The sequence below is a fragment of the Granulicella sp. WH15 genome (assembly GCF_009914315.1).
Classification (GTDB): domain Bacteria; phylum Acidobacteriota; class Terriglobia; order Terriglobales; family Acidobacteriaceae; genus Edaphobacter.
Map to the genome: position 1 here is coordinate 3539866 of NZ_CP042596.1, position 25991 is coordinate 3565856.

Here is a 25991-nt window from a genome sequence, read left to right on the forward strand (position 1 = left end):
AACCTTGGCGCGGTCCCTCAACACGCGCCCCGTTGCTGCTCTGACCCGACTTCAAGACGCAGGTCCGCGGCCACCTGGAAGACCTCTTCCGGCGTCAGCGCAGCATATGCGACTCATCGAGTCCGATATGCAAAGAATACACGATCAAGGACTGAAATAGTCCTCGATCGAGAAAATTTCGTGACTTTTTTCAGACAATTCCCAGACAATTGGTGGAGTTTTTGTGCAGGGTTTCCACGAGTGACATTCGATTTTTCCGCGCAGCGTCCAGAACCGCACGAAGTGCTGCCCGCCCGGCGTGAGGACATTGTTGCTGTTGTTCCTGCTGTTCTTCCTGGGGCAGGTCCTGGCTTTAGCCTCGACCTGCCCCAAAGCAACGACTCACAGCCCTACCGAGCCACCAGCCGCGCCGCCACCAGCTCCTGCACCACGGTCGCGGCCTTCTCCATCGCCCCTTCGGCGGTCAGGCCATACTTCTCCCGCAGCGCCTCCGGCTTGCCGTGCTCGATGAACTCATCCGGCCAACCGACCCGGACCACCGGCACGGCCAGTTCCATCTCGTTCACCGCCTCCAGTACCGCCGACCCGAACCCACCGGCCAGTACATGGTCCTCCAGCGTGATGATGAGCCCGCAGCGCCCGCCGTACACCCGCACGCACTCTCGGTCCAGCGGCTTCACAAACCGCGGATTCACCAGCGCCACCGAGAGCCCCTGGGCCTCGAGCATCGCGGTCAGCCGCTTGGCCTCGCCCATCATGGCTCCGAGCCCGAAGATCGCGACATCCACGCCGTCCTTAAGCACCTCGGCCTTGCCGATGGCGAGCGCCGCAGGCTGGTCTTTCACCGTTACTCCCGGCCCTGTGCCGCGCGGATAGCGGATCGCCGACGGCCCCTCGTGCAGCATCGCCGTGTACATCATGTCGGCCAGTTCATCCTCGTCCACCGGGTCCATGTGGATGATGTTGGGCACGCTGCGCAGGTAGCTGATATCGAAGAGACCGTGATGCGTCGGGCCGTCGTCGCCGCTCAAGCCGCCGCGATCCATGCAGAAGACCACCGGCAGGTTCTGCAACGCCACATCATGCACGATCTGGTCGAACGCCCGTTGCAAAAACGTGGAGTAGATCGCACAGAAGGGCTTATACCCCTTGGTCGCAAGCCCTGCGGCGAAGAGCACCGCGTGCTCCTCCGCAATCCCGACATCGAAGTAGCGAGTAGGGTGATGCGGACGGAAGAGGTCGAGCGCGGTGCCGTTGGGCATAGCCGCCGTAATGGCGACGACCTTGTCGTTGCCGTTGGCCAGCTTCGTCAGCGACTCGGCAAATATCTCCGAGTAAGTTTTCTGCGACGCGGGCTTGGTCTCGCCGGTCTCGGGGTGATAAGGCCCCAGCCCATGAAACTTCTTCTGCCCCTCGATGGCGGGCTGGAAGCCGCGTCCCTTCTGGGTGATCGCGTGCAGCACCACGGGCTTGTTCTGCTGCTTCAGGAACTTGAAGGTCTCGATCAGCAGCGGCAGGTTGTGCCCGTCGATAGGCCCAAAGTAGTTCAGGCCGAACTCCTCGAAGATCATGCCGCGCCCGACGATGCCCTTGGCGGCCTCCTCGGCCTTCTTCACCACGTGCAGCGCCGCCTTGCCGCCGAACCGCTCCACCAATCCCGCAGCTCGGTCGTGGAGCTGGTTGTAGGTCACATTGGTGGCAATCTTGTGGAAGTACTCTGCGATGGCCCCGACGTTCTTGTCGATGGACCACTCGTTGTCATTCAGCACGATAATCATCCGCCTGGTCTGCGCGGCTATGTTATTCAGAGCCTCGAACGAGATGCCGTTGGTGAAGGCCGCGTCCCCGGCCAGTGCGACGATGTGCTCGCTGCCGCCCGACATATCGCGCCCGACCGCCATACCCAGAGCCGCGCTGAGCGCCGTGCCCGCGTGGCCCGCGCCGTAGCTGTCATGCTCGCTTTCGGTGCGCAGCATAAAGCCATTCAGCCCGCCCGGCTGGCGGATGGTGTGGAAGAGCTTCTCCCGCCCCGTCAGCAGCTTATGCACGTAGGCCTGGTGGCTCACGTCGAAGACAAAGCTGTCGGTCGGGGTGTCGAAGACGTAGTGCATCGCAATCGTCAGCTCGACGACGCCGAGGTTCGGCCCAATATGTCCGCCGGTCTTCGATACACCCAGGATCAGCCGCTCGCGGATCTCCTGTGCAAGCTGCGTCAACTCCGCCATGGATAGCTTCTTGACGTCCGCCGGCGAGTGAATGGTCTCCAGGATGTTGCTCATTGATCCTTTGCTCCGCAGTCCAATCCGCCGTATTCTTCATTGCGTACGTCGGCGATTGCTGCCTTATGTCAATCTCTAAGTATACGACGCATTAAAATTTTCTTAGTTGCGGTACTCCACAGACCGTCTTTCTCGTCTACATTCCTGAGCAAAAGCCCTATAAGATCAACGCAGCAGAGCCTCGCTTACCTCGTAGTCGAACGTGCGTCTTCAGTTACGGCATCAAACTTTGAATTAAACATGGCTGATCTCCCCATCGCACGTACAACTTTGATCCTTCTTGCCCTTAACGGCACACTCGGCCTCGCACTTCAGGCCCAGGCGCTGCCGACCCCGCTGCCCAACGCGCCCGGACGCCAGATAGAACAGACCGGGCAGGCCAGCCTCGGCGGCGCAGTCGTCGACCCCGACCACAGCAAGGTCGCCGGGGCGCAGGTCACGGTCAAAGATACGGCCACGAAGGTCACCCATACCGTAACCACCGACAGCGACGGCCGCTTCGGCTTCCCCGCGCTCGAGCCCGGCCAGTTCACCCTGACGATCAGATCCGCCGGATTCGCGCCGTGGAGCTCCTCCGGCATCCTGTTAACACCCGGCGAGGAGTACGAGATGCCGCCGGTCCAGCTCCAGATCGCCACCGCCACCGCCCAGGTCGACGTCACCTTTACCCAGTACGACATGGCCCAGGAGCAGTTGCACGAGCAGGAGCAGCAGCGCATCTTCGCCATCTTTCCCAACTTTTACGTCACCTACAACTGGAAGGCCGCGCCGCTGACGCCGGGGCAGAAGTTCAAGCTCTCGCTGCGCGCCTCGAGCGACCCGGGATTCTTTCTCCAGACCGCCGCCATCGCGGGCATCGAGCAGTGGCAGAACACCTACGAGGGCTACGGACAGGGCGCGCAGGGGTACTTCAAGCGTTTCGGGGCGTCCTCGGCCGATGGGTTTACGGCGGCGATGATCGGCGGCGCGATTCTGCCGTCGCTGCTGCACCAGGACCCGCGCTACTTCTACAAGGGCACCGGGACCATCCGCTCGCGGGTGTTGTATGCCATCTCGACCGTGGTCATCTGCAAGGGGGATAACGGCAAGTGGCAGCCGAACTACTCGAATGTGCTGGGAAATCTGGCGTCGGCGGGGATCTCGAACGCGTACTACCCGGCGAGCGACCGGCATGGGGCGCGGGTCACGATTGATAATGCATTGATCGGGACCGCCAGCGGAGCCTTCAGTTCGCTGATGCAGGAGTTTGTGCTGAGGAAGTTCACGCCGCACCACAAGCCGTAGAGCTTTTTACGCGCAGCGTCGAGAACCGCACGAAGTGCCGCCCGCCCGGCGTGAGGGCGCTTTTGCCGTTGATTCTAAAAAAGGACACCTCGGGCGATCCCAGAAACAGCGGCAAAAGCAGAAGCAGATTCCTCCGCTTCGCTCCTGAATGACAACCAAGAAAACAGGCAACAACGCCCTCACGCCGGGCGGGCGGCACTTCGTGCGGTTCTTGACGCTGCGCGTGTTTCCTGCCTAATCCGCCATGCCCTCGAGCACAACCTCACTCACCGGCTCGCTCCCAAACTGGCCCTCCCACTGAGCCACCACCACACTGGCCAGGCAGTTCCCCACCACGTTCACCATCGTCCGCGCCATATCCATCAACGCGTCGATGCCGAGGATCACAAAGATCGGCTCCGTCGGCAGATGGAAGGTCGCCGCAGTCGCCAGCAATACCACCAGAGTCGCCCGAGGCACGCCCGCGACGCCCTTGCTGGTCAGGATCAGCGTACCCATCATCATCGCCTGCTCGCCCCAGCTCATATGGATGCCCGCTGCCTGAGCCACGAAGATGCTCGCCAACGCCAGGTACAGCGTGCTGCCGTCGAGGTTGAAGCTGTACCCCGCCGGAATCACGAACGCCACGATTCGCCGCGGCACGCCCAGAGCCTCCATCGCCTCCATCGCCCGTGGCAGCGCCGCCTCGCTGGTCGAGGTAGCAAAGGCAATCGTCGCAGGCTCGGCCACCGCGCTCAGAAAACGCTTCACCGGCACCTTGGCGATCAGCGCCACCGGCAGCATCACCAGCAGCGCGTAAGCAATCAGCGCGCCATAGAGCGTCAGCAGCAGCTTGCCCAGATTCACCAGCACGCCCAGCCCCAGGTGGCCCACCGTAAACGCCATCGCCGCCCCCACGCCGATGGGCGCGAAGTACATGACCACGTTGGTGAACTTGAACATCACCTCGCTCAGGCTCTCGCACAGCCGCAGCACCGGAGCGCGCTTCTCCTCGCTCAGCATGGCCATCGCGATGGCGAAGAAGACCGCAAAGACAGCCACTTGCAGGATCTGCCCCTCGGCGACCGACTTGGCGATGTTCTCCGGAAAGACGTGCAGCAGAAAGTCGTCCCAGTGCGCCGGAGCTACCTTGGCCAGCGTCTCGGTGGCTTCGTGCGCGGCGGGCAGCGTCAGCCCCACGCCAGCCTTGCTGATGTTGATGGCCACCAGACCGATGACCAGCGCCAGCGTCGTCAGCACCTCGAAGTAGACGATGCTCTTGATGCCCATGCGGCCGACGCCCTTCAGGTCACCGTGGCCCGCAATACCTGTCACCAGCGTCGCCAGGATGAGCGGCGCGACGATGGTTTTGATGAGCCGCAGAAAGATATCCGAGAACACGCGCAGGTTCACGGCGAATGCCGGAGCGTCAAAGCCGATCTCCGCCCCGGCCACCATGGCCACGAAGATCCAGGGCGTCAGCGTGCGGCGACGCACCGCGAAGGCTCCCATACAGCCAATCCCGATCCAACGGAGCAGCACCCACACCATCGTGCTTCCGCCACCGGACAGGTGCTGCATATAAGCCGACACTCCCAGCAATAACGCCGCCGTTCCCAGCAGCACACGTTCCCTGTGCATCTTTATCCTCGTGGTCGCAGGATATCAGCCCAGCCCCAACCCTTCGATTTTGCTAGCATCTCCCCATGATCCGCACTGCCCTGTACCTGCTTCTCGCCGCCCTTCCGCTCGCCGCCCCACTCGTGGGCCAGCAGAGCCCGATGCCCCCGTCTTCCGCTCCCGCTGCGCCCGCAGCCCTGCCCGGTTCGCCTGTGCCGGTCAACCCGGCCAGCCCCTTCCACATCATCAGCCCCATTACCCAGCCGACCATCACGCCGGGCCAGCTCACCCTGCTCGAGCTGGAAGGCCGCTTCTCGCAAGAGGTCGAGGCAGGCGGCGGCAAGGCCTTCGCCAGTTGGTTCGCCGAAGATGCGGTGACGCTGAACAACGGCAAACCAGCCATCTTCGGGCGCGGAGCCATCGCCGCCACCGCCCAGTGGAACCCCTCCGAGTATCAACTGACCTGGACGGCTCAAGGCGCACAGATGGGCCCCTCCGGTGACATGGGCTTCACCTGGGGCCACTACACCACCCGCTACAAGGGGCCGGACGGCAACCCCATCGTCACGGCAGGCCGGTACATCACGGTGTGGAAGAAGGTGAAGGACGGGAGCTGGAAGGTCGCCATGGACGCCAGCGCCGACGAGCCGCCAGCCGCCGGGGAGTGCTGCACGCTGCCCAAACCGTAGCCTACGTCTTTCGTTGGAGTGCCAACCCCGCCCCCATCCCTAGTATCTTTCAGGAGGCATGATCCATAACCTGGCCACCGACGAAATCCTCCGGCTGGAAGCCCTCGATCAGTACGAGGTCTTCGATGCGCCGCCCGATCCTGCCCTGGCCGAGATCACCGCTCTGGCCGCGCAGATCTGCCGCGCCTCGCAGGCCGGAATCGCCTACATCGGCTCGGACAGCCTCCAGATTCAGTCTCGCGTCGGCACCCTTACCGGCCCCGCACTGGGCAAGATTCCCCGTGGCGGCACGCCCACACCCTACGAGAGCACCCTCGCGGGCGACAAGCTCTACGAGATTCCCGACGCGCGCTACCACCGCGACTACGCCCCTCACGGCATCCTGACCACGGGCCGCGCCTGCCGCTTCTACGCCGGTGCGCCCCTCACCACTCCCTCGGGCGTCAACATCGGCTGCATCTTTGTGCAGGACACGGTTCCGCGCCAGCTCACCGACTCCCAGCGCAACTCCCTGCTGGTCTTCAGCCGCCAGGTCGTCACCCGGCTGGAGCTGACCAGCCGCATCCGCCAGATGGACCGCGCCGAGCGCGCCCGGCAGCGCGTGGAGACGGCCCTGACGGTCGAGCGCAACTTCGTCTCCGCCGTGCTCGACACGGTGGGCGCGCTGGTGGTCGTCTTCGACACGGCGGGACGCATCGTCCGCTTCAACCGCGCCTGCGAGACGGTCTCCGGCTACGACTTTCCGAGCCTCGTCGGTCACTACGTGTGGGAGAAGCTGATTCCCGAAGACGATATCCCGGAGGCGGTGGCCAACTTCGAGCGGATGCGCGCGGGCCAGCTTCCGGCCAGCTTCGAGAACCGCTGGCGGTCGAGCGACGGCTCCCTGCACCGCATCGCCTGGTCGGCCACGGCGCTACGCGACGGCCAGGACCCGAGCCAGGGACAGGTGAGCTTCCTGATCGTCACCGGCATCGACGTAACCGTGCAGCGCGCGGCCGAGGCCACGCTGCGAGCGAGCGAAAGCCGCTACCGGCAACTGGTCGAAGGCTCGCTGGGCATGGTCTTCACGCACGATCTCGACGGCATCCTGCTCTCGATCAACGCCTACGGCGCGCGCAGCATAGGCCGCAGCGTGGAGGAGATGGTCGGCCACGCACTCGCCAGCTTTATGTCGCACGAGCACCGCAACCAGATGCCGCGCTACCTCGACGAGATGGCTCGCACCAGCGAGGCCCAGGGTCGTTTTCGCCTGCTGCATCGCCAGGGGGAGGAGCGCGTGATCGCCTTCCGCAACCGGCTGATCGCCGAAAATGGGCATCAGGCTGGGCATAGCTCCGGCCGTAAGCCCTACATCCTCGGCTTCGGCGTCGACATCACCGAGCAGGTGCGCGCCGAGGAGAAGATCCGCGCCCTCATCCACCAGTCCAACTCGATCCTCGAGTCGGTCGGCGACGGCATCTACGCTTTCGACATGCAGGGCTGCGTCACAGTGGTGAACCCGGCGGCCTGCCAGATGCTGGGCTTCCGCGAGCACGAGCTGCTGGGCAAGAATGTCCACGAGCTGATCCACCACACTCACGCCGACGGCACCCCCTACCTGCCCGAGGACAGCCCGATTCTCGGCGCGATGCACAAGCTGGACAGCGTGCGGGTCTCGGACGAGGTCTTCTGGCGCAAGGACGGCACCTCGTTTCCGGTGGAGTACGTGGCACGGCCCCAGTTCGATACTCAGGTCGATACCCAGGCGGATCACCAGACCGGCCACCAATCTGGCCGCCAGTCGCGGCACGCCATCGGCGTCGTCGTCGCCTTTACCGACACCACCGAACGCCGCGCGCTCGACCGCATGAAGGACGAGTTCATCTCGACCGTCTCGCACGAGCTGCGTACGCCGCTGACCTCGCTGCGTGCCGCGCTGGGCCTCGTAACCGGGGGCGCACTGGCCTCGCGGCCGGAGAAGATGGCCAAGATGCTCGATATCGCCATCGGCAACACGGATCGGCTGGTGCGGCTGGTCAACGACATCCTCGACATCGAACGGATCAGCAGCGGCAAGGCCGAGCTGCACTCCAGCCTGTGCTCGGCCGAAGACCTGCTGCGCCGTGCGGCAGAGCTGCAACAGGCCGCGGCGGCCAAGGGAGGCTTCCGCTTCCGTATTACTGGCAACGGGGTCCAGATCTGGGCCGATGCGGACCGTATCCTGCAGACCGTGACCAACCTGATCTCGAACGCGATCAAGTTCTCTCCGGAGGGTTCGGAGATTACGCTTTCGGCCCACAAGGTCGACGCCAACGAGGCCCGGATCGACGTGCACGACGAGGGCCGGGGGATTCCGGAGGACAAGCTGGAGCATATCTTCGAGCGCTTCCAGCAGGTGGATGCCTCGGACTCGCGGGGGATGGGCGGGACGGGGCTGGGACTGGCGATCTGCCGCAGCATTGTGGCGCAGCATGGGGGCAGGATCTGGGCGGTGAGCGCTCCGGGGGAGGGATCGACGTTCTCCTTTACTTTGCCAACCCATGCCAGCGGGCGGCTGACGTAAAAACAAGAGCAAGGCGAAACGGGGAAAAAGGGATAAAAGGGATAAGAGCGGAGCCTTGAGACCTTTGCCTTTCACGCGAGGCGTCCAAGACCGCACGAAGTGCCGCCCGCCCGGCGTAAGGGCGCTATTGCCATTGCCTCTGGGATAAGTCGAAGCTTCAGCGGCCGTTGAGGAACTTCGTCTAAGCTGTTTCCTGCATCTCGGGAGAGACTCCATGAGCTTTGAAACACTGCTTTACGAGATAACCGGCCCCATTGCAACGGTCACGCTGAACCGCCCTAAGGTCCTCCACGCGCTGAACGCACAGGTCTTCGACGAGCTGGAGCGGGCTTTCACCCAGCTTCTCGACGACCCCACGGTGCGGGTGATCCTGCTGACCGGCTCGGGCGAAAAGGCCTTCGCCGCCGGGGCCGACATCGCCGAACTGGCCCAAACGGACGCCGCCGCCGGAGAACGGCTGGCCTTGCAGGGCCAAGGAGTCTTTCGCAAGATCGAGCAGTGCGGCAAACCCGTAATCGCCCTGGTGAACGGCTTCGCGCTGGGCGGCGGGTGCGAGCTGGCGCTGGCCTGCACACTGCGCATCGCCAGCGAGAACGCCCGCATGGGCCAGCCGGAGGTGAAGCTCGGCCTGATCCCCGGCTACGGCGGAACCCAGCGTCTCCCCCGTCTGGTGGGACGGGCAGCGGCCCTGCAACTGCTGCTGACAGGCGAGATCATCGGTGCAGCCGAGGCGCTGCGCATCGGACTGGTGAGCGAGGTGGTTCCGGCAGGCGAGCTGCCGGCTCGTGGACTGGCCCTGGCGCAGGCGATAGTGGCGATGGCCCCGCTGGCCGTGGCCGGGTGCCTGGAGGCGGTCGAGCGCGGCGAAGAACTGCCTTTGGATGAGGCACTTGCCGTCGAGGCAGAGATCTTCGGGCGGCTCTCCGGCACGGAAGATAAGCGCGAAGGCACAGCGGCGTTTCTGGAAAAACGGGCGGCGGCGTGGGTGGGGCGCTGACCTGGCTCGAAAAGTACCTTCTCAGAGTACCCGGATGAGGGGAAACAGGGCTTTTTGACGCGAAAGATCGCGTATATTCTGGATATCGTGCGATACAAGATTTCTCTCCTCCCCGCCCTCCTCCTGCTTACGCTCACCGGCTGTACCCGCTCCGGCGGACTGCCCGCGGTAGAGGCGCGCGCCGCCGCCCAGGCCGAGCAGGCGCGGCAGATGAATGAGCTGCGCGAGGACATCGACCACATCCCGCCGCCTTCGAAGACTCGATACATGGCCGTGAAGAGCCTGGAGCAGTGGGAGAACCCCTACCTGACCGTGCAGGGCGATATGGTGACGCTGCACGTGGTGATGGCCGACGCCAACAAAAGCGATATGGGCCAGGGCGGACTGCTGCGTCCACTGGGCGCTAGGAGGCAGGACCTGAACGTACGGATGGACGACCTTCCGGCGGCCCTGAACGCGGTGCCGCAAACAGCGTGGCCGTACGGGCGCGTCATCGCCATCGAAGAGGCGCACCAGACTCCGGCGGGCGCGCGGCCACAGGTGCGGCGAAATATGGAAGTGGCGATCAAGACTCTGAGCGATCTGGGCGTCGTGGTGTACGAGTGGCAAGAGGGCGGAATAGGCGGCCTTCGCTAGCACTTCGTGCCGTTCTCGGGGCTGTATGGGTAAGTGATCGACATGGGCCTCCCGTTGGTCGGCAGCGTGCATTATTGTCTGTGGCTGACGGATGGGGCTGGCGAGACACCCGTGCGCAACACGAAGCACCTTCGATGCGCTAACATCGTCGGAAATGTCCAATCTGCATACGACAGCGCTCGTAGTGTTCTGCGTTTTATTCATGCTGGTCACATTGGCGGGTTTCTGGGCAGCGCGGTGGCGCAGGCCCGATGCCGGAATGCACTCGCTCGAAGAGTGGGGGCTGGCGGGGCGCAGCTTCGGCACCTGGATCACGTGGTTCCTGATCGGCGGCGACCTCTACACCGCGTACACGGTGATCGCGGTTCCGGCGGCGATGTACGGGGCGGGCGCGCTGAACTTCTTCGCTGTGCCATACATGGTCTTCGCCTACCCGTACATGATGCTGGTGATGCCGAAGCTGTGGCAGGTCTGCCACCGGCACGGCTACGTGACCATGGCCGACTTCGTGCGCGGACGCTACGGCTTTCGCTGGCTGACGGTGGCGATTGCGCTGACCGGCATCCTGGCGCTGATGCCGTATATCGCGCTGCAACTGGTGGGCATCAAGGTGGTGATCGGCGCGATGGGCGTGCACGGCGAGTGGCCGCTGGCGGCGGCGTTCGTGATCCTGGCGGCGTATACCTACTCGAGCGGGCTGCGGGCCCCGGCGGTGATCGCCATCGTCAAGGACTTCATGCTCTACGCGATGGTGCTGGTGGCGGTGGTGTGGCTGCCCATCAAACTGGGCGGCTGGGCGCATATCTTTACGCTGGCCAATACGGCTCTGGCGGCGCATAAACCGGCGGGGTCGGTGCTGCTCGCACCGCCGCAGTACATGGGCTACATCACGCTGGCTATCGGATCGGCGATTGCGCTGATGCTCTATCCGCACACCGCGACGGCGGTGTTGAGCGCGGGCAGCGCCAACACGGTGCGGCGCAACGCGGCCATGCTTCCGGCGTACAGCATCCTGCTGGGGCTGATCGCGCTGCTGGGCTTCGTCGCGCTGGCCGCCGGGGTCGAGACCAAGGAGTCGAGCATGGTGATTCCGCTGCTCTTCCTGAAGATGTTTCCGGAGTGGTTCGCGGGGTTCTGCCTCGCGGCGGTCGCGGTAGGCGCGCTGGTGCCCGCGGCGATCATGTCGATTGCCGCCTCGAACCTGTTCACGCGCAACCTCTGGGGAGAGTTTGTCAGGACGCCAATGCTGCCGCATCAGGAGTCGAATATGGCCAAGCTGGTCTCGCTGGTGGTGAAGCTTGGCGCGCTGGTCTTCGTCCTGAAGCTGCCTGCGCCGTATGCGATTGAGATGCAATTGCTGGGCGGAATCTGGATCTGCCAGATCTTTCCGGCGGTGATGGTTGGGCTGTTCTCGAAGTGGCTGCATCCGTGGGCGCTGCTGGCCGGATGGGCGGTCGGGATGGGCAGCGGCACCGCGATGGCCGTGGCGATGGGGCTGAAAAGCTCGGTGTACCCCGTGCCGGGGATCGGGCCGATGTACGCGGCGGTGCCCGCGCTGGTGCTGAACCTGGCTGTGGCGGCGGTGCTGACGGTTGTCTTCCGGGGAATGGGAGCCGGGATGGCGCTAGACCGGACGGATGCGGCGGCTTATGTGGAGTAGCCGTGGGACGATGGAGTCTCAAGGTGCATCTGAAGGGTTGAGGGCTGAATGATCGAGAACATGGTGCAGGACTTCATTGAAAAGAAGCTGGCAAGCGAAGCAACCCCTGAACATTGCGGCGCTCGCTCGCTGGCCAAAGGGCTGCTGGCTGGGGTGATCGCGGGGGTGGCGGCGACGGCGGCTAAGTCATTGGTGGAGAAGGTGTATCCGCCACGGACGCACGGCGAGCCGGAGCCGCCAGAGGTGCTGGCCGAGGAGATCGCCGGGCATCCGCTGGACGGCGCGGCGAAGACCCTGGCTGTGGAAGGGATTCATTGGGGCTTCGGCGCGGCGGCCGGGGCGGCGTATGGCGCGCTAGCCGAGTACTACCCCGCCGCCACGGGCAAGCAGGGAGCGAACTTCGGCATGACCCTGATGGCCATGACCCACGAGGGCGCTCTGCCCGCGCTGGGGCTTTCGGCCGATCCCGCCGCGCAGACAACGCGGGAGAAAAGCTCGGAGATGGCCTCACACATCGTCTTCGGGCTGGTGGCGGAGACCGTGCGGCGGCTTGTGCGGCGGGCGCTCTAGAGCGGGTTGAGGCCCGGTGACGCGAGCCAGGCAGCGTTGGCCCAAAGGCGTTCGGCTCCCTGGTAACGCTCGCTAAAGGCGGCGATGGCGCGGGCCTCTTCCCCGTCGAGCTGTGAGGCGTAGAGCACGGCCATGCGGCGTTTGAACTCCGCTGGCTGGGCGTGTGTGCCGTGGATGAGGACGGGAGTGAGTTTGCCGGGCAGTGCAGCGGAATCAGCTTCAGAAGACGTGGCGTAGGGCAGGTCTTCGTAGAAGGCGCAGGGGTGTTGTGTCGAGGCCAGCAGCGTGGCTTCGCGGACGACGCGGTGATCGACATGGTTGCCGAGCGCCAGCGGCAGAACCAGTGCGTCGAAGGTGTTTTGGTCGAGTGCCTTGTGAATCTTTGGGATAGCTGTGTCTTCCGGAGAAGGCTCCAGTGCGAAAACAGTTGCGGGATCGCAGCGCAGGCGGATGGGAGCGTCCTTTAGGTTGAGGTCGATCATGGCGAGGCCGGGGATCTGGCGCAGGAAGCTCTCGTCCTCCTTGCGGCGCAGGGCCGAGACGTAGGAGAGCCGATCGTTCTCGTGGACGGTGTCGGCGTCCGACCAGGGCGCGTGCAACGAGCGGCTGAAGACGTTGAGGATGGTGACGCGGTGGCCACCGGCTCGCCAACGAGTGATGGCGAGGGCGAGCGAAAACGCGGCAGTGCCACGGTGAGGCGAGAGAATGAGAATCTTCAAGTAGGGCTGCTCCAGCCATCTAGTCTATACGGGCTTTATACGGGTGAGTCGCCGTCGGGTAGTGCGAGCAGCGCCTGAACCACGACGTTGCCCACGCGGTGGGCGTTCTCGAGCGCGGGCAGATAGGCCGAGTAGCGGGCTACTTTGGTTTCGGCTAAGGACTCGGCGGCGGTGATACCTGTGCGCTGCTGATCGAAGTTCGAGGCGGTGCGCAGGATCAGGACGCGGTCGAAGTCGATGTGGCCCGCGTCGGCGAGGAAGCGTAACGACTGGAGGATACCGGTGTCCTCCATGCCGGTGATGGTGTAAGTGGCGGTGTCTTCGGTCTGGTAATTGACCCAGTTGCGCGCGCGCTGGCTGAGTAGATGGCCGTGCCAGAAGGTCGTGGAGGATAGCTCCGCGCCGCGCAGGACGTAGGGTTTTCTATTTGCAACCTCGGAAGGCACAAATTGCGCACGGCGCTCGGCCATAGCCGGAGTATCGAGCAGTTCGGTATCTCGGGATAGCTCGAAGGCCCATTCTGAGAGCTTCGAGTTCAGGCGAAAGACGATGCCGTCATCGCCGTTGAAGCGGTGTGCAAGAGGCTGCTCGTAGGGGATGGATTTGCCGATGGGGACGAAGCCGTCGGGCCACTCTTGCGGGATCTCGCGAGCATCAATCTCGTGGGCGAAGGAACCGTCCACGACCGTGTCACACCAGACGGCAGAGGCGAGCGAGCCGCGGACCGGGTCGATGCCCGCGATGCCGTTGATGAGGATGAAGGCATAGGTGAGGTCGAAGCGTGGATCGAGTCCGAGCGCCATCACCGAGGCTGCGGCGCGGGCTGCGCCTACGCCGGTGGTAATAGCCAGAACTCCCTGCTCGTTGAAGCGTAGATCACGGTAGCCCTGCGGGAATGGGAGGACTGTATCGAGGTGGTTGCGGTCGATCCAGTGACGAAGTTCGCCGGGAACAGGCCCGGCGTCTGGTTCGAAGGCTGTGATGAGGACTACGCGGATTGGGATGGGCATGAAACACCTCTGTCCTGCCGGACGGGCCCGCTACGCGCGGAGCGGGCGTTTCCACGCCTTTTTACTGCTTCGCGTGCTCCTCCCGTTGGTCGGAAATAAGCGATGCTCGCTGCCGACCAACGGGAGGCCCTCAGAAGATTACTTACCCATGCTGCCCCGAGAACCGCACGAAGTGCCGAAGTACCTAGACGTTGAATTTGAAGAAGAGGATGTCGCCGTCGCGGACTACGTACTCCTTGCCTTCTGAGCGCAGCAGGCCCTTCTCCTTGACGGCCTGCTCGCTGCCGTAGAGGAAGAGGTCTTCGCAGTGGTAGCAGTCGGCCTTGATGAAGCCGCGCTCGAAGTCCGAGTGGATGACGCCGGCTGCTCCGGGAGCCTTGGTGCCGCGCTTGATCGTCCACGCGCGGACCTCCTGCACGCCGGAGGTGAAGTACGTGATGAGGTCGAGCAGGCGGTAGGCGGAGTGGATCAGGCGGTTGAGGCCCGGCTCGGCCAGGCCCATCTCGGCGAGGAACTCGTTGCGCTCGGCGGGGTCTAGCTGCGCGATCTCGGCTTCCATCTGGCCGCAGATCTTGACCACCTGCGCGCCCTCTTCCGCTGCGCGCTTTTCGACCAGCTCGGTGTATGCGTTGCCGCTCACGAGACTTGCCTCATCGACGTTGGCAACGTAGAGCTGCGGCTTCATGGTGATGAGGAAGAGGTCGCGGACGTAGACCTTCTCATCTTCGCCGAGGTCGGCCGTGCGGGCGGGCTTGCCTGCGTTCAGCACGTCGAGCACCTTCTTGAGCGTCTCGGCCTCGGCCTTGACCTTGGCGTCGGACGACGCCTTGGCTGCGCGCTCGATCTTGGCGTAACGCTTCTCGACCGAGTCGAGATCGGCCAGCAGCAACTCGGTGTTGATGATCTCCATGTCGTGCAGCGGGTTGACGCCGCCGTGGACGTGGACGATCTCGCCGTCGTCGAAGCAGCGCACGACGTGGCAGATAGCATCGGTCGAGCGGATGTGGCCGAGGAACTGGTTGCCCAGGCCCTCGCCCTTGCTCGCGCCCTCGACCAGACCGGCGATGTCGATGAACTCCATCGTCGTGGGCACGGTGCGGTTCGGCTTGACGAACGCGGTGATCTTGTCGAGCCGCTCGTCGGGCACGGTGACGGTGCCGGTGTTGGGGTCGATGGTGCAGAAAGGATAGTTCGCAGCCTGTGCCTTGGCCGACGTGAGGGCGTTGAAGATGGTGCTCTTACCGACGTTGGGCAGGCCGACGATTCCACAGTTCAAAGGCATGGTTTCTTCCTTATATGTAACTCAATCTGGTCTAAATAAAATTTGTAACTAAAACTGGTTCAAACGCCCTTCTTCATCGGCTCCCAGATATATTTGTGGGTCTGGAGAGAGAGCCGCGCGTCGATGCCGTCGGCCATCATCCACTCGACCAGGATGCGGGGGTCGAGCGTGGCGTTGTCGGTGGTGCGGAGCGGGCTGGGGTTCTTGTTGAACGCGGGGCTTAGCAGCACGCCGCCGGCCTTCTCGTTCAGGGCGTGCTCGGCGATGAAGTTGCGGGCGAACTCGTAGTCTTCGCGGTGGCTGAGGACGAACTTGACCTCATCGTTTTTGGTGAGCGCCTGAAGGTTCTCGATGCGAAAGCTGTTGGCTGCCGCGCCCGCGCCGGGGCACTTGACGTCGACGATCTTGTGCACGGCTTTGGGTACATCGGCGAGCGGGCGTTCGCCGCTGGTCTCCATCATCAGCGTGTAGCCCTCGGCTAGCAGGCGATCCATCAGCGGCAGTAGCTCTTTGGCCTGTAGCATCGGCTCGCCGCCGGTGAACTCGACCAGCCTGCACGGAGCAAGCGCCTCGATCTGCGCGACAATCTCGTCCGCCGTGAAGGGCTTGCCGCCGGTAAAGGTGTACTCGGAGTCGCACCAGGCGCAGCGCAGGTTGCAGCCCGCCAGCCGCACAAAGATGCACGGCAGGCCGGTGAACGAGCTTTCGCCCTGGACCGATTTGTATAGCTCGATGAGATGCATAAGCTACTCGTAGTAGCGGGCGAAGCTGGTGTCGGTCTCGTAGACCGTGCAGTCTTTGACGCGCACGCGCCCGGCCGACATCTGGTGAACCTGCTCGCGGGTCTTGTCGAAGAAGTACTTCGCCAGGTTCTCGGCGCTGGGGTTCAGCTCCTTGTCGAAGGGCGGCAGGTCGTTAATCATGAAGTGGTCGAGATACGCGACGGTCGGGCGCAGCACCTGCTTCAGCAGCTTGAAGTCGAGCAGGAGGCCGGAGCTGTCCAGCTCCTCGCCGACCAGGGTAACGAAGACCTTGTAGTTGTGGCCGTGCGGGTTTTCGCACTTGCCCTGATAGTTGCGCAGGTAGTGGCCGGAGGAGAAACCTGCTTCCACGGTGACTTCGAACATTGCTGCTGCTTCCCTTCTCTGCCGTGCGGACGCATGGCGCTTACTCAAACCTTTATTTTACCTGTTTGGCGCGATGTTAGCCCTGACGACGCTTTCTGCGAGCCTCTTCGGCGCGCCGCTCCGCCTGCTCGAGGAGCGAGGAGAGCATTCCGGCGAGCGCAATGATGAGCGACACAACGACGAAGCCGAAGCCCATCGTGCGCCATAGCGACGCGTCGCCGGGCGAACCGGGCTGCTGGGCGACGTTCGAGAACGACAGCCCGAAGGCCACCAGCGCGAAGAGCATCAGCGTGCCGGAGAGAATGTAGAGGTTGCGTCCCATAGCTACTTACGAGGATACGTCAGTTGCGAAGAACTGCTCGACGTCGTCAATAGATTGGGTGACCCGGTAGGGCGGCAGCGAGTCCAGAAAGATGCGGCCGTAACGCTGGCGCTGGATGCGCGGGTCGAGCAGCACCAGAACGCCGCGGTCGTGGAGCGAGCGGATGAGGCGGCCGAAGCCCTGTTTCAACGTGATGACCGCAGAGGGGACCGACAGGTCGAAGAAGGGCTTGCCGCCCGTCGCCTCGATGGCCTCCATGCGCGCCTTGACCACCGGGTCCGAGGGCACGGCGAAGGGCAGGCGGTCCACGATGACGCAGGAGAGCTGCTCGCCCTGTACATCCACCCCCTGCCAGAAGGACGACGTGCCGAAGAGGACGGCATTGGGGGTGTCGCGGAACTGTTGCAGCAGCACATGGCGTGGCGCGGTGCCGTGGAGCAGCAGCGGATACGGCAGCTCGGCCAGCATCCGCTCGTGCATGGCGCGCATCTGGGTGTAGCTGGTGAAGAGGCAGAAGGCGCGGCCCTGCGAGATCTCAAGCACGCGGCGGATGCGCTCGGCGGCGTGGCCGAAGAAGTCCGGCTCTCGCGGGTCGGGCATACTGGGGGGCAGGTAGAGCAGCGCCTGGCGCGGGTAGTCGAAGTGGCTGGGGACGACCAGTTCGCGGCCAAAGGGCATCCCGAGGCGCTTGGTGATGTGCTCGAAGCCGCCCGCCACCGTGAGGGTCGCCGAGGTGAGGACGACCGAGGAGTGGCTCTCGAAGAGCGACGTGGTGAGGAGCTGCGAGACGTCGATGGGCGTGGCCTGTAGGTGGGTGCTGAAGGCCTGCATCCCCGCGCCACGAGCGAGGTTGCGGACCCCGCCCAGGGCGCGGCGCTCGATCCAGAAGACGACGTTGGGGTCGTCGGATTCGAGCAGGAACTTGAGGTGCGAGCGGATGTCGCCCGTGCGCTTGAGCAGCCCCTTGGCCTCGTCGACGTTCTTGATGCGCTCCAGCTCGCCTTCGAGCCGTTGCAGCGCGTTGGCCGCGCCCAGGTAGGCGTCGCCGTCCGATTCGAGGAAGTCCTGGCGGCGATCGAAGGGCATACGGCCGAGCTGCGGGCCTTCGACGGGCAGCGCGGCGAAGAACATGCGAGCGCGGTCTTTCAGGATGTTGCAGGCGCTCAGCAGCGACGAGGAGAGCGCGTCCTTACTGCGCATCATCAGCTCGACATCGCGGATCAGCTCGTCGAAGCGGGCGTTGGTGAGGCCGATGCCGAAGTAGTTGGAGGCTATGTCCTCCAGCTCATGGGCCTCGTCGAAGATGACCGCCGCGGCCTCGGGCAGGATGCCCGCGTCGGGCGCGTTGGCGGCCTGCTGCTTGATGTTGAGGTCGGCAAAGAAGAGGTGGTGGTTGACGATGATGATGTCGGCTTCGAGCGCGTTGCGCCGCATCTGGGTGACGAAGCACTGCTCCCAGTCGGGGCAGGTGGTGCCCAGGCAGGCCTCGGTGCGGGCGTCCAGCTTGTGCCACAGGGGCGAGGTCTCGGGCAGGTGATCGACCTCAGCGCGGTCGCCGGTGGTGGTCTCTTTTTCCCAGACGACGAGCTGGTGGAACTGCTCGATCTCCTCGAGCCCGTTGAGCAGCGGCGAGTCGCGCAGGGCGTAGAGCTTGGACTTGCAGAGGTAGTTGGCGCGGCCCTTCATGTAACAGATCTTCAGAGGGCCGAGGAGCGATTCGAGAAAAGGCACGTCCTTGAAGAAGAGCTGTTCCTGAAGGTTTTTTGTACCCGTCGATATGATGACGCGCTGCTGGCGCTCGCGGGCGTAGCGGAGGGCGGGCAGCAGATAGGCGAGGGTCTTGCCGGTGCCGGTGCCTGCCTCGACTATGAGGTGGCGCTTGTCGTTGAGGGCGGATTCGACGGCCTGGGCCATCTCGTACTGGCCCTTGCGGTGCTCGAAGGCGAGCGAGCTGCTGGAGAGGATGCCGCCGGGCGCGAAGAACTCGCGGAGGGTCGGCAGCTTGGGCTGAGGGGGTGCGGGGACCGCGGGCGAGATCGAGGTCAGCGGAGGCACGGTGCTGTCACCATCATATGGGTTTCGCCGAATCTTCGCTGAAAAACCTCAGCTCCAATTGGCTACGATTCTGTTCTTTCCGGCTCTCTTGGCCGTGTACATCAGCTCATCCGCGCGGCGCAGCGCTCGGTCCAGCCCCTCTCCGGCGCGCAGCTCGACGACGCCGAAGCTCGCCGTAACGATCCGGCCTTTCAGGCCCACCTCACCGAACCTAATATTGGCGATGCCCCGGCGCAGCCGCTCGGCGATCTCCTCGGCCTCGCCCGCAGCGGGATCGCACAGAAGCACGGCAAACTCCTCCCCTCCCAGCCGCGCCGCCGCATCTCGACTGTGCATGTATTGCAACAGCAGCGAGCCGATCTGCGAGAGAACCGCATCCCCCGCATGGTGGCCGTGCGTGTCATTGATGGTCTTGAAGTCGTCGAGATCGAAGAGGATCAGGCTGCGGCCCTGGCACTCCATCCTCACAGCCTGCCCCGCGGCAAACTCCTCAAACCCGCGGCGATTGAACAGGCCCGTCAGCAGGTCCGTGCCTGCCTTGCGCTGCAGCGCGGCCACGATATCGGCCGCAATGACGGCCGAGGACAGCAGCCCGATCAGGACCGTAAAGATCAGGAAGGAGAAGTTCATCCAGATCCAGAAGGTGGACTGCATCATCCAGACGCGATCGCTCATGCTGGCTCGATAGCCGATCACACCTTTAGGTCCCATCGTGAGGACCGTCCGCACAAAGAACTGGAGGGCGAAGACCAGAAGCGTCCAGAACAGGGCGCGGTCGAGGAGGAGATGCACCCGCCTCATCCGCAGCGCCATCACGAGCAGCAGCGAGGCCAGCCCGAAGTTCATCACGTACTCCCGCCCGTGCAGCCAGGGGAGGCCGTAGTAGAAGTACGTGGTGAGGCCGACGACAAGGATGGCCACCGTCGCGTTGAGCAGGTGGTTCGACCGCAGGCTCAGCCGCCGCAGGTTGCCTTCGACGAAGGCCAAGGTCGCGGCGGTGTACAGGGTGCAGTTGACGACCGTATTGAGGCCCAGATCGCTTGGAATCAGCAGGATATGCGACAGAAGCGCGAGGCTGAACAGAAAAAATGCGGCCGCCAGCCACCGAAGATAGCAGAGCGTTCTCCAGCTCATCCAGATGCCGAAAAAGAGCACGCCGAACAGGAACGCAATGGCGGGGCCGGCGAGCGTCAGCACATGGATTCCCGCCTCCGATGGAGGAACGCCGCTTATTTTGAACCCCGAGGACGAAGCATGTCTTTATTTTATGGGGGTTACGGAGGCGGTCCATAGGATGATTCGAAGTAATGATGTCCGGTTCAGGAATCGCGCCAGCTTTCGTTGGATACTCCTCGCCGCCAAACTTGACTGTCATATGATGCCAGCATGAAGCTCTTTCTCCGGCGAGCATTCCTCTTCGTGCTGACGGGTTGTACCTTCCTCGCAAAAGCGCAAGGCCAGACCACCCCGGGAAAGCCCTCCACCGACGGTATTCGCTGTAGCCGGTTCGAATGGAACGCGGGTAAGTCCGTTATGCGGGTTCCCATTACCGTGAACGGTCAGCACTATTGGTATCAGCTCGACACGGGAGCCGATGTGGTCATTCCGTATGGAGCCAAGGAGCATGCTGGGTGGACCGAGAAGAGCAGCTTTACTCGCGCTCCCCGGGTTCAGTTCGCGGGCATGTTCTTCTCCTCCATCCCCGTGTACAGGATGAAAAACATACCCGACAAAGACCTTCAAGGCTCAGTCGGATTGGACATCCTGGTGGGTCACACGTTCGTGATTGACTTCCCCAGGCAGCGCATCTGCCTTATGAATCGTGCGGACCTGCCCGACGCATTGAATCGAGCAGCAGATTGGATTCCCGCACAGATCCGCGACGGCAAGCTATTCCTGAGCGCCGAACTGAATGGCCAGAAGCTGCCTGATCTTATCTATGACAGCGGCGATAGTCCTGATGAACTGTCAGTTGACTTCGACCTCTGGAAAGCTGCGACAAACTTGAAAGGTGCCGAAGACACCGCAACTCATCAGGTCGATCAGATCTGGGGAAAAGAAGTTGAGTCTGTGACAGCAAAATCGACAGGAGATCTTCGGTTGGGACAACACACTTATTCGCATCCCGTCTTGAGCACGACTCCTTCGCGCCCGAATTTCTTCCGCGACAATGTTTTCGGGGCATCAGGATCATTGGGAAATGCGCTCTTCTTCAGCTCTATCGTGATCCTGGATCTTGGCTCTCATCCTCAATTCGGCGTCGTATCGCCGAGTTCCACCGAGCATTAGTGACGCCTCGTGACAAGTGAGTGCGGTCTGCGGGGCGAAGCATTTTGTAATTCTGGCACGCTCGACGAAACTGCCAAAAGAAGCTCCCCTTTACCTCATAAATGGTGACAGATGTGTTCGTGATACCACGAACGCGTGCAAAATACCGCGCAGATCGCTGCGGCTTCCTATAATAGAAGTCTTGAGAGGTTCACGCTGGGTCTGCGCGTGGGCATAGGTGAGGACGAGATGGCTCCAGAGAAGAAGCGGTTAGGCAAGAAGCATCGGCAGGCGAGTACGCGTCCGAAGAAGGGGCGCGCGCCGAAGGCTACGCCGACGACTGGAGCGGTGGACCCGCGTAAGCGCAAGGTGATCGCCACCAAGAAGGCCAAAGAGGCCGAGAAAGCACGCATCTCGCGGCGGTCGCCGGAGTTCGAGCAGAAGCGCATCATCGCGGGCGACAGCGACGAGAAGCAGGGGCGCAACTCCGCCAAAGCCTCGCAGGACCGGCCCTCGCGCACGGCTCCGCTGCCGGCGCGGCGGATTCACGCGGCGGCTCATCCCGAGGACGACTGGCGCGAGGCCGAGCTGCTGGCGTTGCAACTCTCCGTCACGACCGAGCACGCGGCCTCGAAGGCGCTGCCGCTCATCGCCATCTGCGGGCGGCCCAACGTGGGCAAGAGCACGCTCTTCAACCGCCTGACAGGCTCGCGGCGCTCCATCGTGGGCGACGAGCCGGGCATCACACGCGACCGCATCTACGGCGAGATCGAGTGGCAGAACCAGCACGCACGGCTGGTCGATACCGGCGGCGTCATCCCCGATGACGAGGCGCTGATCCCGAGCGAGATCTTCCGCCAGGCGCAGGTGGCGCTTCAGGAAGCCGACGCGATCGTCATGGTCGTAGACGGGCGCACGGAGCTGGCCTCGCCCGACCTCGAACTAGCGCGGCTGCTGCTGCGCGGCGGCAAGCCCGTCTTTCTGGCCGTCAACAAGATCGACACCGAGCACATGAACCTGATGGCGGAGAACTTCCGCCGCCTGGGCTTCAAGAACGTGCTGCCCATTTCGGCGGAGCATGGCTCGGGCGTGGGCGACCTGCTGGACGAGGTCTTCGCGGTGCTGCCGCAGCCTACCGACGTGGCCGAGGTTGAGGAAGAGCCGGAGTTCGAGCCGTTCGAGGACGAGGAGACCGAGCCGGAGGATGGTGGGCCGAAGCTGGTGCGCAAGCAGCGCACGCACGGCGAGTACGAGTCGCGGGAGACCAAGGTTGCGATCATCGGCCGTCCGAACGTGGGCAAGAGCACGCTGCTGAACGCCCTGACGGACTCGAAGCGGGCCATCGTCTCTCCCATTGCGGGAACGACGCGGGATGCGGTCGATGAGATCGTCGAGCGCAAGGGGCACCTCTTCCGGTTTGTGGATACGGCGGGGATTCGGCGCAAGGGCAAGACCAAGCTGATGGCCGAGAAGCTGTCGGTGATTATGGCGCGGAAGCACCTCGAGGCGGCGGACGTCTCGCTGCTGGTGATCGACGCCACCGAGGGCGTGACGGGGATCGACGCCAACATCGGCGGGTACGCGCACGAGTCGGGGCGGTCGGTGATTATCGTCATCAACAAGTGGGACCTGATGACGACGGCGCGGACCGACGGCAAGCCTCCGGCGGACCAGAAGGTTTACGCGCAACAGGTTCGCGATGCGTTGAAGTATCTGGACTACGCGCCGCTGCTGTTCATCTCGGCTGCTCCGGCCGATAGCGACAAGCCGCGGGCGATCAACGAGGTCTTCGCCAAGGTGGAGCTGGTAGCGCGCGAGCGGCGTAAGCGCGTCTCGACCGGGCAGATGAACAAGTTCCTCGAGAAGGTCGACTTCCAGCGAGCTTCCGTGCCGATGAACAAGCGCGTGCGCATCTACTACATGACGCAGGCTCAGGTGGCTCCGCCGACCTTTGTGCTGTTTACCGACAAGGACGTGAAGATGCACTTCTCGTTCGAGCGGTTTCTGGCCAATCAGATTCGGGAGAACTTTGGGTTTATCGGCTCGCCGATCTGGTTCAAGATTCGGGCGCGGAACAAGAAGAAAGAAGCGGAGTAAATGGTGGCCCGAGGACCACGCGAAGCAGTAAAAAGGCGTGTGAACGCCCGCCCCGCGCGTAGCGGGCCCGTCCGACAGGACGTCTTTCCTCTTTTGAAGAGAGAATACCTCGGGGGCTAAAGCCCGCATCTGTGGCTGGTTTTGAGGTCCGGGCTAAAGCCCGGACCTACCCCAGAAACAACGGCAACAGCAGAAGCGGATTCCTCCGCTTCGCTCCTGAATGACAACCAAAAGAACAGGCCACGGCGTCCGGGTGGCGTTATAGCTGTTTACGCCAGTCGGACCAAGCCTCCAAGGCGCGGTCGCACTGGATGCGGTGGCGTTCCTTCTTGTCGCGGATCTGCTTACGCAGCTCCTCTTCAAGCGGAGGCAGCAGGTCGAAGGTGATGTTGGCCGGTTGGAACTTCTTCGTCTCCGCGTGGGTGATGTAGTGCATCAGCGATCCGTGAGCCGTCAGGCGCGGAGCCGGTACGGGCGTGCGGCCATTCACGATGGCGGCGGCGAAGATCCCGGCCAGCATCCCGCTGGCGATGGACTCCGTGTAGCCCTCGACCCCGGAGAGCTGGCCCGCGATCATAAAGCGCGGATGGGCCTTCAGTTGCAGCGTCTCGTTGAGCAGCGAGGGCGCGTGGATGTAGGTGTTGCGGTGAATCTGGCCGTAGCGCAGGAAGGTCGCATGCTCGAGGCCGGGGATCATCCGCAGCACACGGGCCTGCTCGCCGAACTTCAGGTGGTTCTGGAAGCCAACAAGGTTGTAGCTGTCGGCGCGGAGGTTCTCCTGGCGCAACTGCACGCAGGCGTAGGGCCAGCGGCCGGTCTTTGGGTTGGTAAGCCCGGCAGGCTTCATAGGGCCGAAGCGGAGCGTATCGCGGCCACGGCGAGCGGTCTCTTCAATGGGCAGGCAGCCTTCGAAGTACTGTAGCGGCACGGCTGCGGCAGCGGCCTCCTCGTCGGGGAGCTGCTCCCAGGACTTCTGCTCGATCTTCTCGGCGGCGGTAAGGGCGTCGATGAAGGCGTTGTACTCATCCTTGGTGAAGGGGCAGTTGATGTAGTCGGCGGTGCCCTTGTCCCAGCGCGCGGCAAAGTAGACCTTGTCCATGTCGATGCTGCTGGCGTCGACGATGGGCGAGATGGAGTCGTAGAAGGCCAGGTGCTCGGAGCCGGTGAGGCGCTGGAGGTCGGCGGTGAGGGAGGGGCTGCTCAGCGGGCCGCTGGCGATGATGGTCAGGGCCGCATCGCCACCGGCGTCACTCTCGTCGAGACTCAGTACCTCCTCGCGATGGATGGTGATGTTGGGCGAAGCCTCCAGCCGGGCGGCTACGCGAGCCGAAAAGGCCACGCGATCCACAGCAAGGGCATGTCCCGCAGGAACAGCGGTGGCGTCGGCGTCTTCGAGCAGGAAGCATCCGGCCCGGCGCATCTCCTGCTTCAGCAGCCAGGGGGCAGTGTTCTCGCTCTCGGATTTGAGCGAGTTCGAGCAGACCAGTTCGGCGAAGTCGGCGGTCTGGTGGGCCTCGGTGGAACGCGTGGGGCGCATCTCGTAGAGGTCTACCTGACAACCTGCGGCGGCGGCCTGAAGAGCGGCTTCGGGACCGGCAAGGCCGCCGCCGATGACACGGATACGACTACTCATAGTGCTCCAGGGGAATCAACGGAAGAACCGGAAGACGAGGCAGAGGCCAGCAGCGAGAGGGCGCTGTCGGAGATGCGCATGGTGCGCCACTCCATCAGGCGTTTGGCCCCGATGGCCTCGTAGAAGGTGATGGCCGGGGTGTTCCACTCGAGCACGTCCCACTGCAGGCGCGGGCAGCCCTCGTCGATGGCGATGGCTGCGACGGCGGCGAGCAACGCCTTGCCGATGCCGCGGCGGCGGTAGGCGGGACGAACGTAGAGGTCCTCCACATGGATGCCCGCGTGGCCGCGCCAGGTGGAGTAGTTGTGGAAGTAGAGGGCGAATCCGGCAGGAGCACCGTCGGACTCGGCGAGGAGGCAATGGAATCTCTTCTGCGGGCCCCAGCCATCGCGAAGGATATCGGACAGGGAGGCGCGAACCGCATCGGGTTCGCGCTCGTACAGGGCAAGCTCACGGATGAAGGCTAGAATCTCGGGCGCGTCTTCGGAGGTGGCGGGGCGGATCACGTGCATTGGCCTCTTCACTTGGGGGAGGGTGATTGAGAGGACGGCTTTACCTCTGGTTTAGGGTCAAGCCGCCTGGTAAATGGAATAGAAAAGCCGAACAGCTCCACTTGCTCTCCTTTGTTGCTGGTAGTACGAATCATCTTTACATATAGTTCCGCACCCTTCAGTACCGGCTCGTCGAGCGCGCGGACGTCGTAGAAGACATATCCGGCGGCGGTGGTGTGGGGCGCAACGGTCAGGGATTTGAAGCCGAAGTCGTCGCCGTCGTTGGTGATCTTTTTGTCCACGGGCTCGTGGTGGATGGTGATGGGGACGAGCGGGATCTTGGTTCCGGCGGCGCTCTTGCGCGAGAAGAGGCGGCGGTTGATGTCCTCGTCGGTAGCGGCAGGCATCTTGTCACCCTCAGCCGGGAAGAACTGGATGCGCACGTCGTCGAGCTTCAAAGGCTGGTCACGATCATTCGTAATGATGACCCGGACGGGCAGGAAGCCGTGCTGGATATAGGGAAGGCGGAAGAACTTGCAGTTGTCGGGGTCTTCGCAGGGCTCGGCCGCGATGGTGACATGCTCGTCGGGATGGGCCTCGTGCACGGCGTACTGTGCGGCAGGCTTGACCGCCGGCGCGGGCCGAGGCTTGTCGGCGGCAAGGGCCGAGGAGCATAGAAGCAATACCGAGAATGTGAGTTTGCGATGCGGGAACATCCTGGCTTGATTATC

At 63.5% G+C, this 25991-nt stretch carries 22 protein-coding genes; 9 read left to right on the forward strand and 13 right to left on the reverse strand.

Annotated features, from left to right (window positions below):
* Nucleotides 1-389: 389 nt before the first annotated feature.
* Nucleotides 390-2279 (reverse strand): 1-deoxy-D-xylulose-5-phosphate synthase, encoded by a 1890-nt coding sequence (gene dxs, locus FTO74_RS14720; protein WP_162538826.1) that lies wholly within the window; start codon nucleotides 2277-2279, stop codon nucleotides 390-392.
* A 240-nt stretch (nucleotides 2280-2519) separates the two neighbouring features.
* Between dxs and FTO74_RS14725 the strand changes: the two genes are divergently transcribed.
* Nucleotides 2520-3563, forward strand: coding sequence for a carboxypeptidase-like regulatory domain-containing protein (locus FTO74_RS14725; RefSeq protein WP_162538827.1), 1044 nt, complete (start codon nucleotides 2520-2522; stop codon nucleotides 3561-3563).
* Between the two features lie 234 nt (nucleotides 3564-3797).
* Here the strand turns inward: FTO74_RS14725 and FTO74_RS14730 are convergent, their stop codons facing one another.
* The gene (locus tag FTO74_RS14730; RefSeq protein ID WP_255462643.1) at nucleotides 3798-5093 is read right to left on the reverse strand and encodes a cation:dicarboxylase symporter family transporter; all 1296 of its coding nucleotides are present in this window, start codon (nucleotides 5091-5093) and stop codon (nucleotides 3798-3800) included.
* A 155-nt stretch (nucleotides 5094-5248) separates the two neighbouring features.
* Between FTO74_RS14730 and FTO74_RS14735 the strand changes: the two genes are divergently transcribed.
* From FTO74_RS14735 to FTO74_RS14760, 6 genes are all read left to right on the forward strand, one after another.
* Complete coding sequence (locus FTO74_RS14735) at nucleotides 5249-5851, forward strand: nuclear transport factor 2 family protein (protein WP_162538829.1); 603 nt, start codon at nucleotides 5249-5251, stop codon at nucleotides 5849-5851.
* Nucleotides 5852-5909: 58 nt separating this feature from the next.
* Complete coding sequence (locus FTO74_RS14740; protein WP_162538830.1) at nucleotides 5910-8393, forward strand: PAS domain S-box protein; 2484 nt, start codon at nucleotides 5910-5912, stop codon at nucleotides 8391-8393.
* A 214-nt stretch (nucleotides 8394-8607) separates the two neighbouring features.
* Nucleotides 8608-9390, forward strand: a complete 783-nt coding sequence (locus tag FTO74_RS14745; protein ID WP_162538831.1) for an enoyl-CoA hydratase-related protein — start codon at nucleotides 8608-8610, stop codon at nucleotides 9388-9390.
* Nucleotides 9391-9477: 87 nt separating this feature from the next.
* Nucleotides 9478-10026 carry a hypothetical protein gene (locus FTO74_RS14750; RefSeq protein WP_255462293.1) on the forward strand — a complete coding sequence of 183 codons (549 nt, stop codon included), beginning with the start codon at nucleotides 9478-9480 and terminating at the stop codon, nucleotides 10024-10026.
* A gap of 154 nt (nucleotides 10027-10180) precedes the next feature.
* Nucleotides 10181-11686 carry a sodium:solute symporter gene (locus FTO74_RS14755; RefSeq protein WP_174242232.1) on the forward strand — a complete coding sequence of 502 codons (1506 nt, stop codon included), beginning with the start codon at nucleotides 10181-10183 and terminating at the stop codon, nucleotides 11684-11686.
* A gap of 48 nt (nucleotides 11687-11734) precedes the next feature.
* The gene (locus FTO74_RS14760; RefSeq protein ID WP_255462294.1) at nucleotides 11735-12256 is read left to right on the forward strand and encodes a DUF1440 domain-containing protein; all 522 of its coding nucleotides are present in this window, start codon (nucleotides 11735-11737) and stop codon (nucleotides 12254-12256) included.
* Here the strand turns inward: FTO74_RS14760 and FTO74_RS14765 are convergent.
* From FTO74_RS14765 to FTO74_RS14800, 8 genes are all read right to left on the reverse strand, one after another.
* The gene (locus FTO74_RS14765; protein WP_162538832.1) at nucleotides 12253-12975 is read right to left on the reverse strand and encodes a PIG-L family deacetylase; all 723 of its coding nucleotides are present in this window, start codon (nucleotides 12973-12975) and stop codon (nucleotides 12253-12255) included. The genes FTO74_RS14760 and FTO74_RS14765 overlap by 4 nt on opposite strands.
* A 35-nt stretch (nucleotides 12976-13010) precedes the next feature.
* Nucleotides 13011-13985, reverse strand: coding sequence for a purine nucleoside permease (locus tag FTO74_RS14770; RefSeq protein WP_162538833.1), 975 nt, complete (start codon nucleotides 13983-13985; stop codon nucleotides 13011-13013).
* A 184-nt stretch (nucleotides 13986-14169) separates the two neighbouring features.
* Entirely contained in the window at nucleotides 14170-15267 is a 1098-nt protein-coding gene (gene ychF / locus FTO74_RS14775) for a redox-regulated ATPase YchF (protein ID WP_162538834.1), read from the reverse strand.
* A 59-nt stretch (nucleotides 15268-15326) separates the two neighbouring features.
* Nucleotides 15327-16010 carry a radical SAM protein gene (locus tag FTO74_RS14780; RefSeq protein ID WP_162538835.1) on the reverse strand — a complete coding sequence of 228 codons (684 nt, stop codon included), beginning with the start codon at nucleotides 16008-16010 and terminating at the stop codon, nucleotides 15327-15329.
* A 3-nt stretch (nucleotides 16011-16013) separates the two neighbouring features.
* The gene (gene queD, locus FTO74_RS14785; protein WP_162538836.1) at nucleotides 16014-16394 is read right to left on the reverse strand and encodes a 6-carboxytetrahydropterin synthase QueD; all 381 of its coding nucleotides are present in this window, start codon (nucleotides 16392-16394) and stop codon (nucleotides 16014-16016) included.
* 76 nt (nucleotides 16395-16470) lie between these two features.
* Nucleotides 16471-16716, reverse strand: a complete 246-nt coding sequence (locus tag FTO74_RS14790; RefSeq protein WP_162538837.1) for a hypothetical protein — start codon at nucleotides 16714-16716, stop codon at nucleotides 16471-16473.
* A gap of 6 nt (nucleotides 16717-16722) precedes the next feature.
* A complete protein-coding gene (locus FTO74_RS14795; RefSeq protein WP_255462295.1) occupies nucleotides 16723-18771 on the reverse strand; it encodes an ATP-dependent DNA helicase in 2049 nt (682 codons plus the stop codon).
* A gap of 48 nt (nucleotides 18772-18819) precedes the next feature.
* Complete coding sequence (locus FTO74_RS14800; RefSeq protein WP_162538838.1) at nucleotides 18820-19968, reverse strand: GGDEF domain-containing protein; 1149 nt, start codon at nucleotides 19966-19968, stop codon at nucleotides 18820-18822.
* 189 nt (nucleotides 19969-20157) lie between these two features.
* Here FTO74_RS14800 and FTO74_RS14805 point away from each other — a divergent pair, with 189 nt between their 5' ends.
* Both FTO74_RS14805 and der read left to right on the forward strand, forming a co-directional pair.
* Entirely contained in the window at nucleotides 20158-21060 is a 903-nt protein-coding gene (locus FTO74_RS14805; protein ID WP_162538839.1) for a hypothetical protein, read from the forward strand.
* A 228-nt stretch (nucleotides 21061-21288) separates the two neighbouring features.
* Nucleotides 21289-23136, forward strand: coding sequence for a ribosome biogenesis GTPase Der (gene der / locus FTO74_RS14810; RefSeq protein WP_162538840.1), 1848 nt, complete (start codon nucleotides 21289-21291; stop codon nucleotides 23134-23136).
* Between the two features lie 259 nt (nucleotides 23137-23395).
* Here the strand turns inward: der and trmFO are convergent, their stop codons facing one another.
* From trmFO to FTO74_RS14825, 3 genes are read right to left on the reverse strand one after another with little or no spacing between them, the layout of a single operon-like run.
* On the reverse strand, nucleotides 23396-24769 hold the full coding sequence (trmFO, locus tag FTO74_RS14815; protein WP_162538841.1) for a methylenetetrahydrofolate--tRNA-(uracil(54)-C(5))-methyltransferase (FADH(2)-oxidizing) TrmFO: 1374 nt from the start codon (nucleotides 24767-24769) through the stop codon (nucleotides 23396-23398).
* Nucleotides 24766-25293, reverse strand: a complete 528-nt coding sequence (locus tag FTO74_RS14820) for a GNAT family N-acetyltransferase (protein WP_345933327.1) — start codon at nucleotides 25291-25293, stop codon at nucleotides 24766-24768. Before FTO74_RS14820 ends, trmFO begins: the two co-directional genes overlap by 4 nt.
* A complete protein-coding gene (locus FTO74_RS14825; protein ID WP_255462296.1) occupies nucleotides 25290-25943 on the reverse strand; it encodes a hypothetical protein in 654 nt (217 codons plus the stop codon). Before FTO74_RS14825 ends, FTO74_RS14820 begins: the two co-directional genes overlap by 4 nt.
* Nucleotides 25944-25991: the final 48 nt, after the last annotated feature.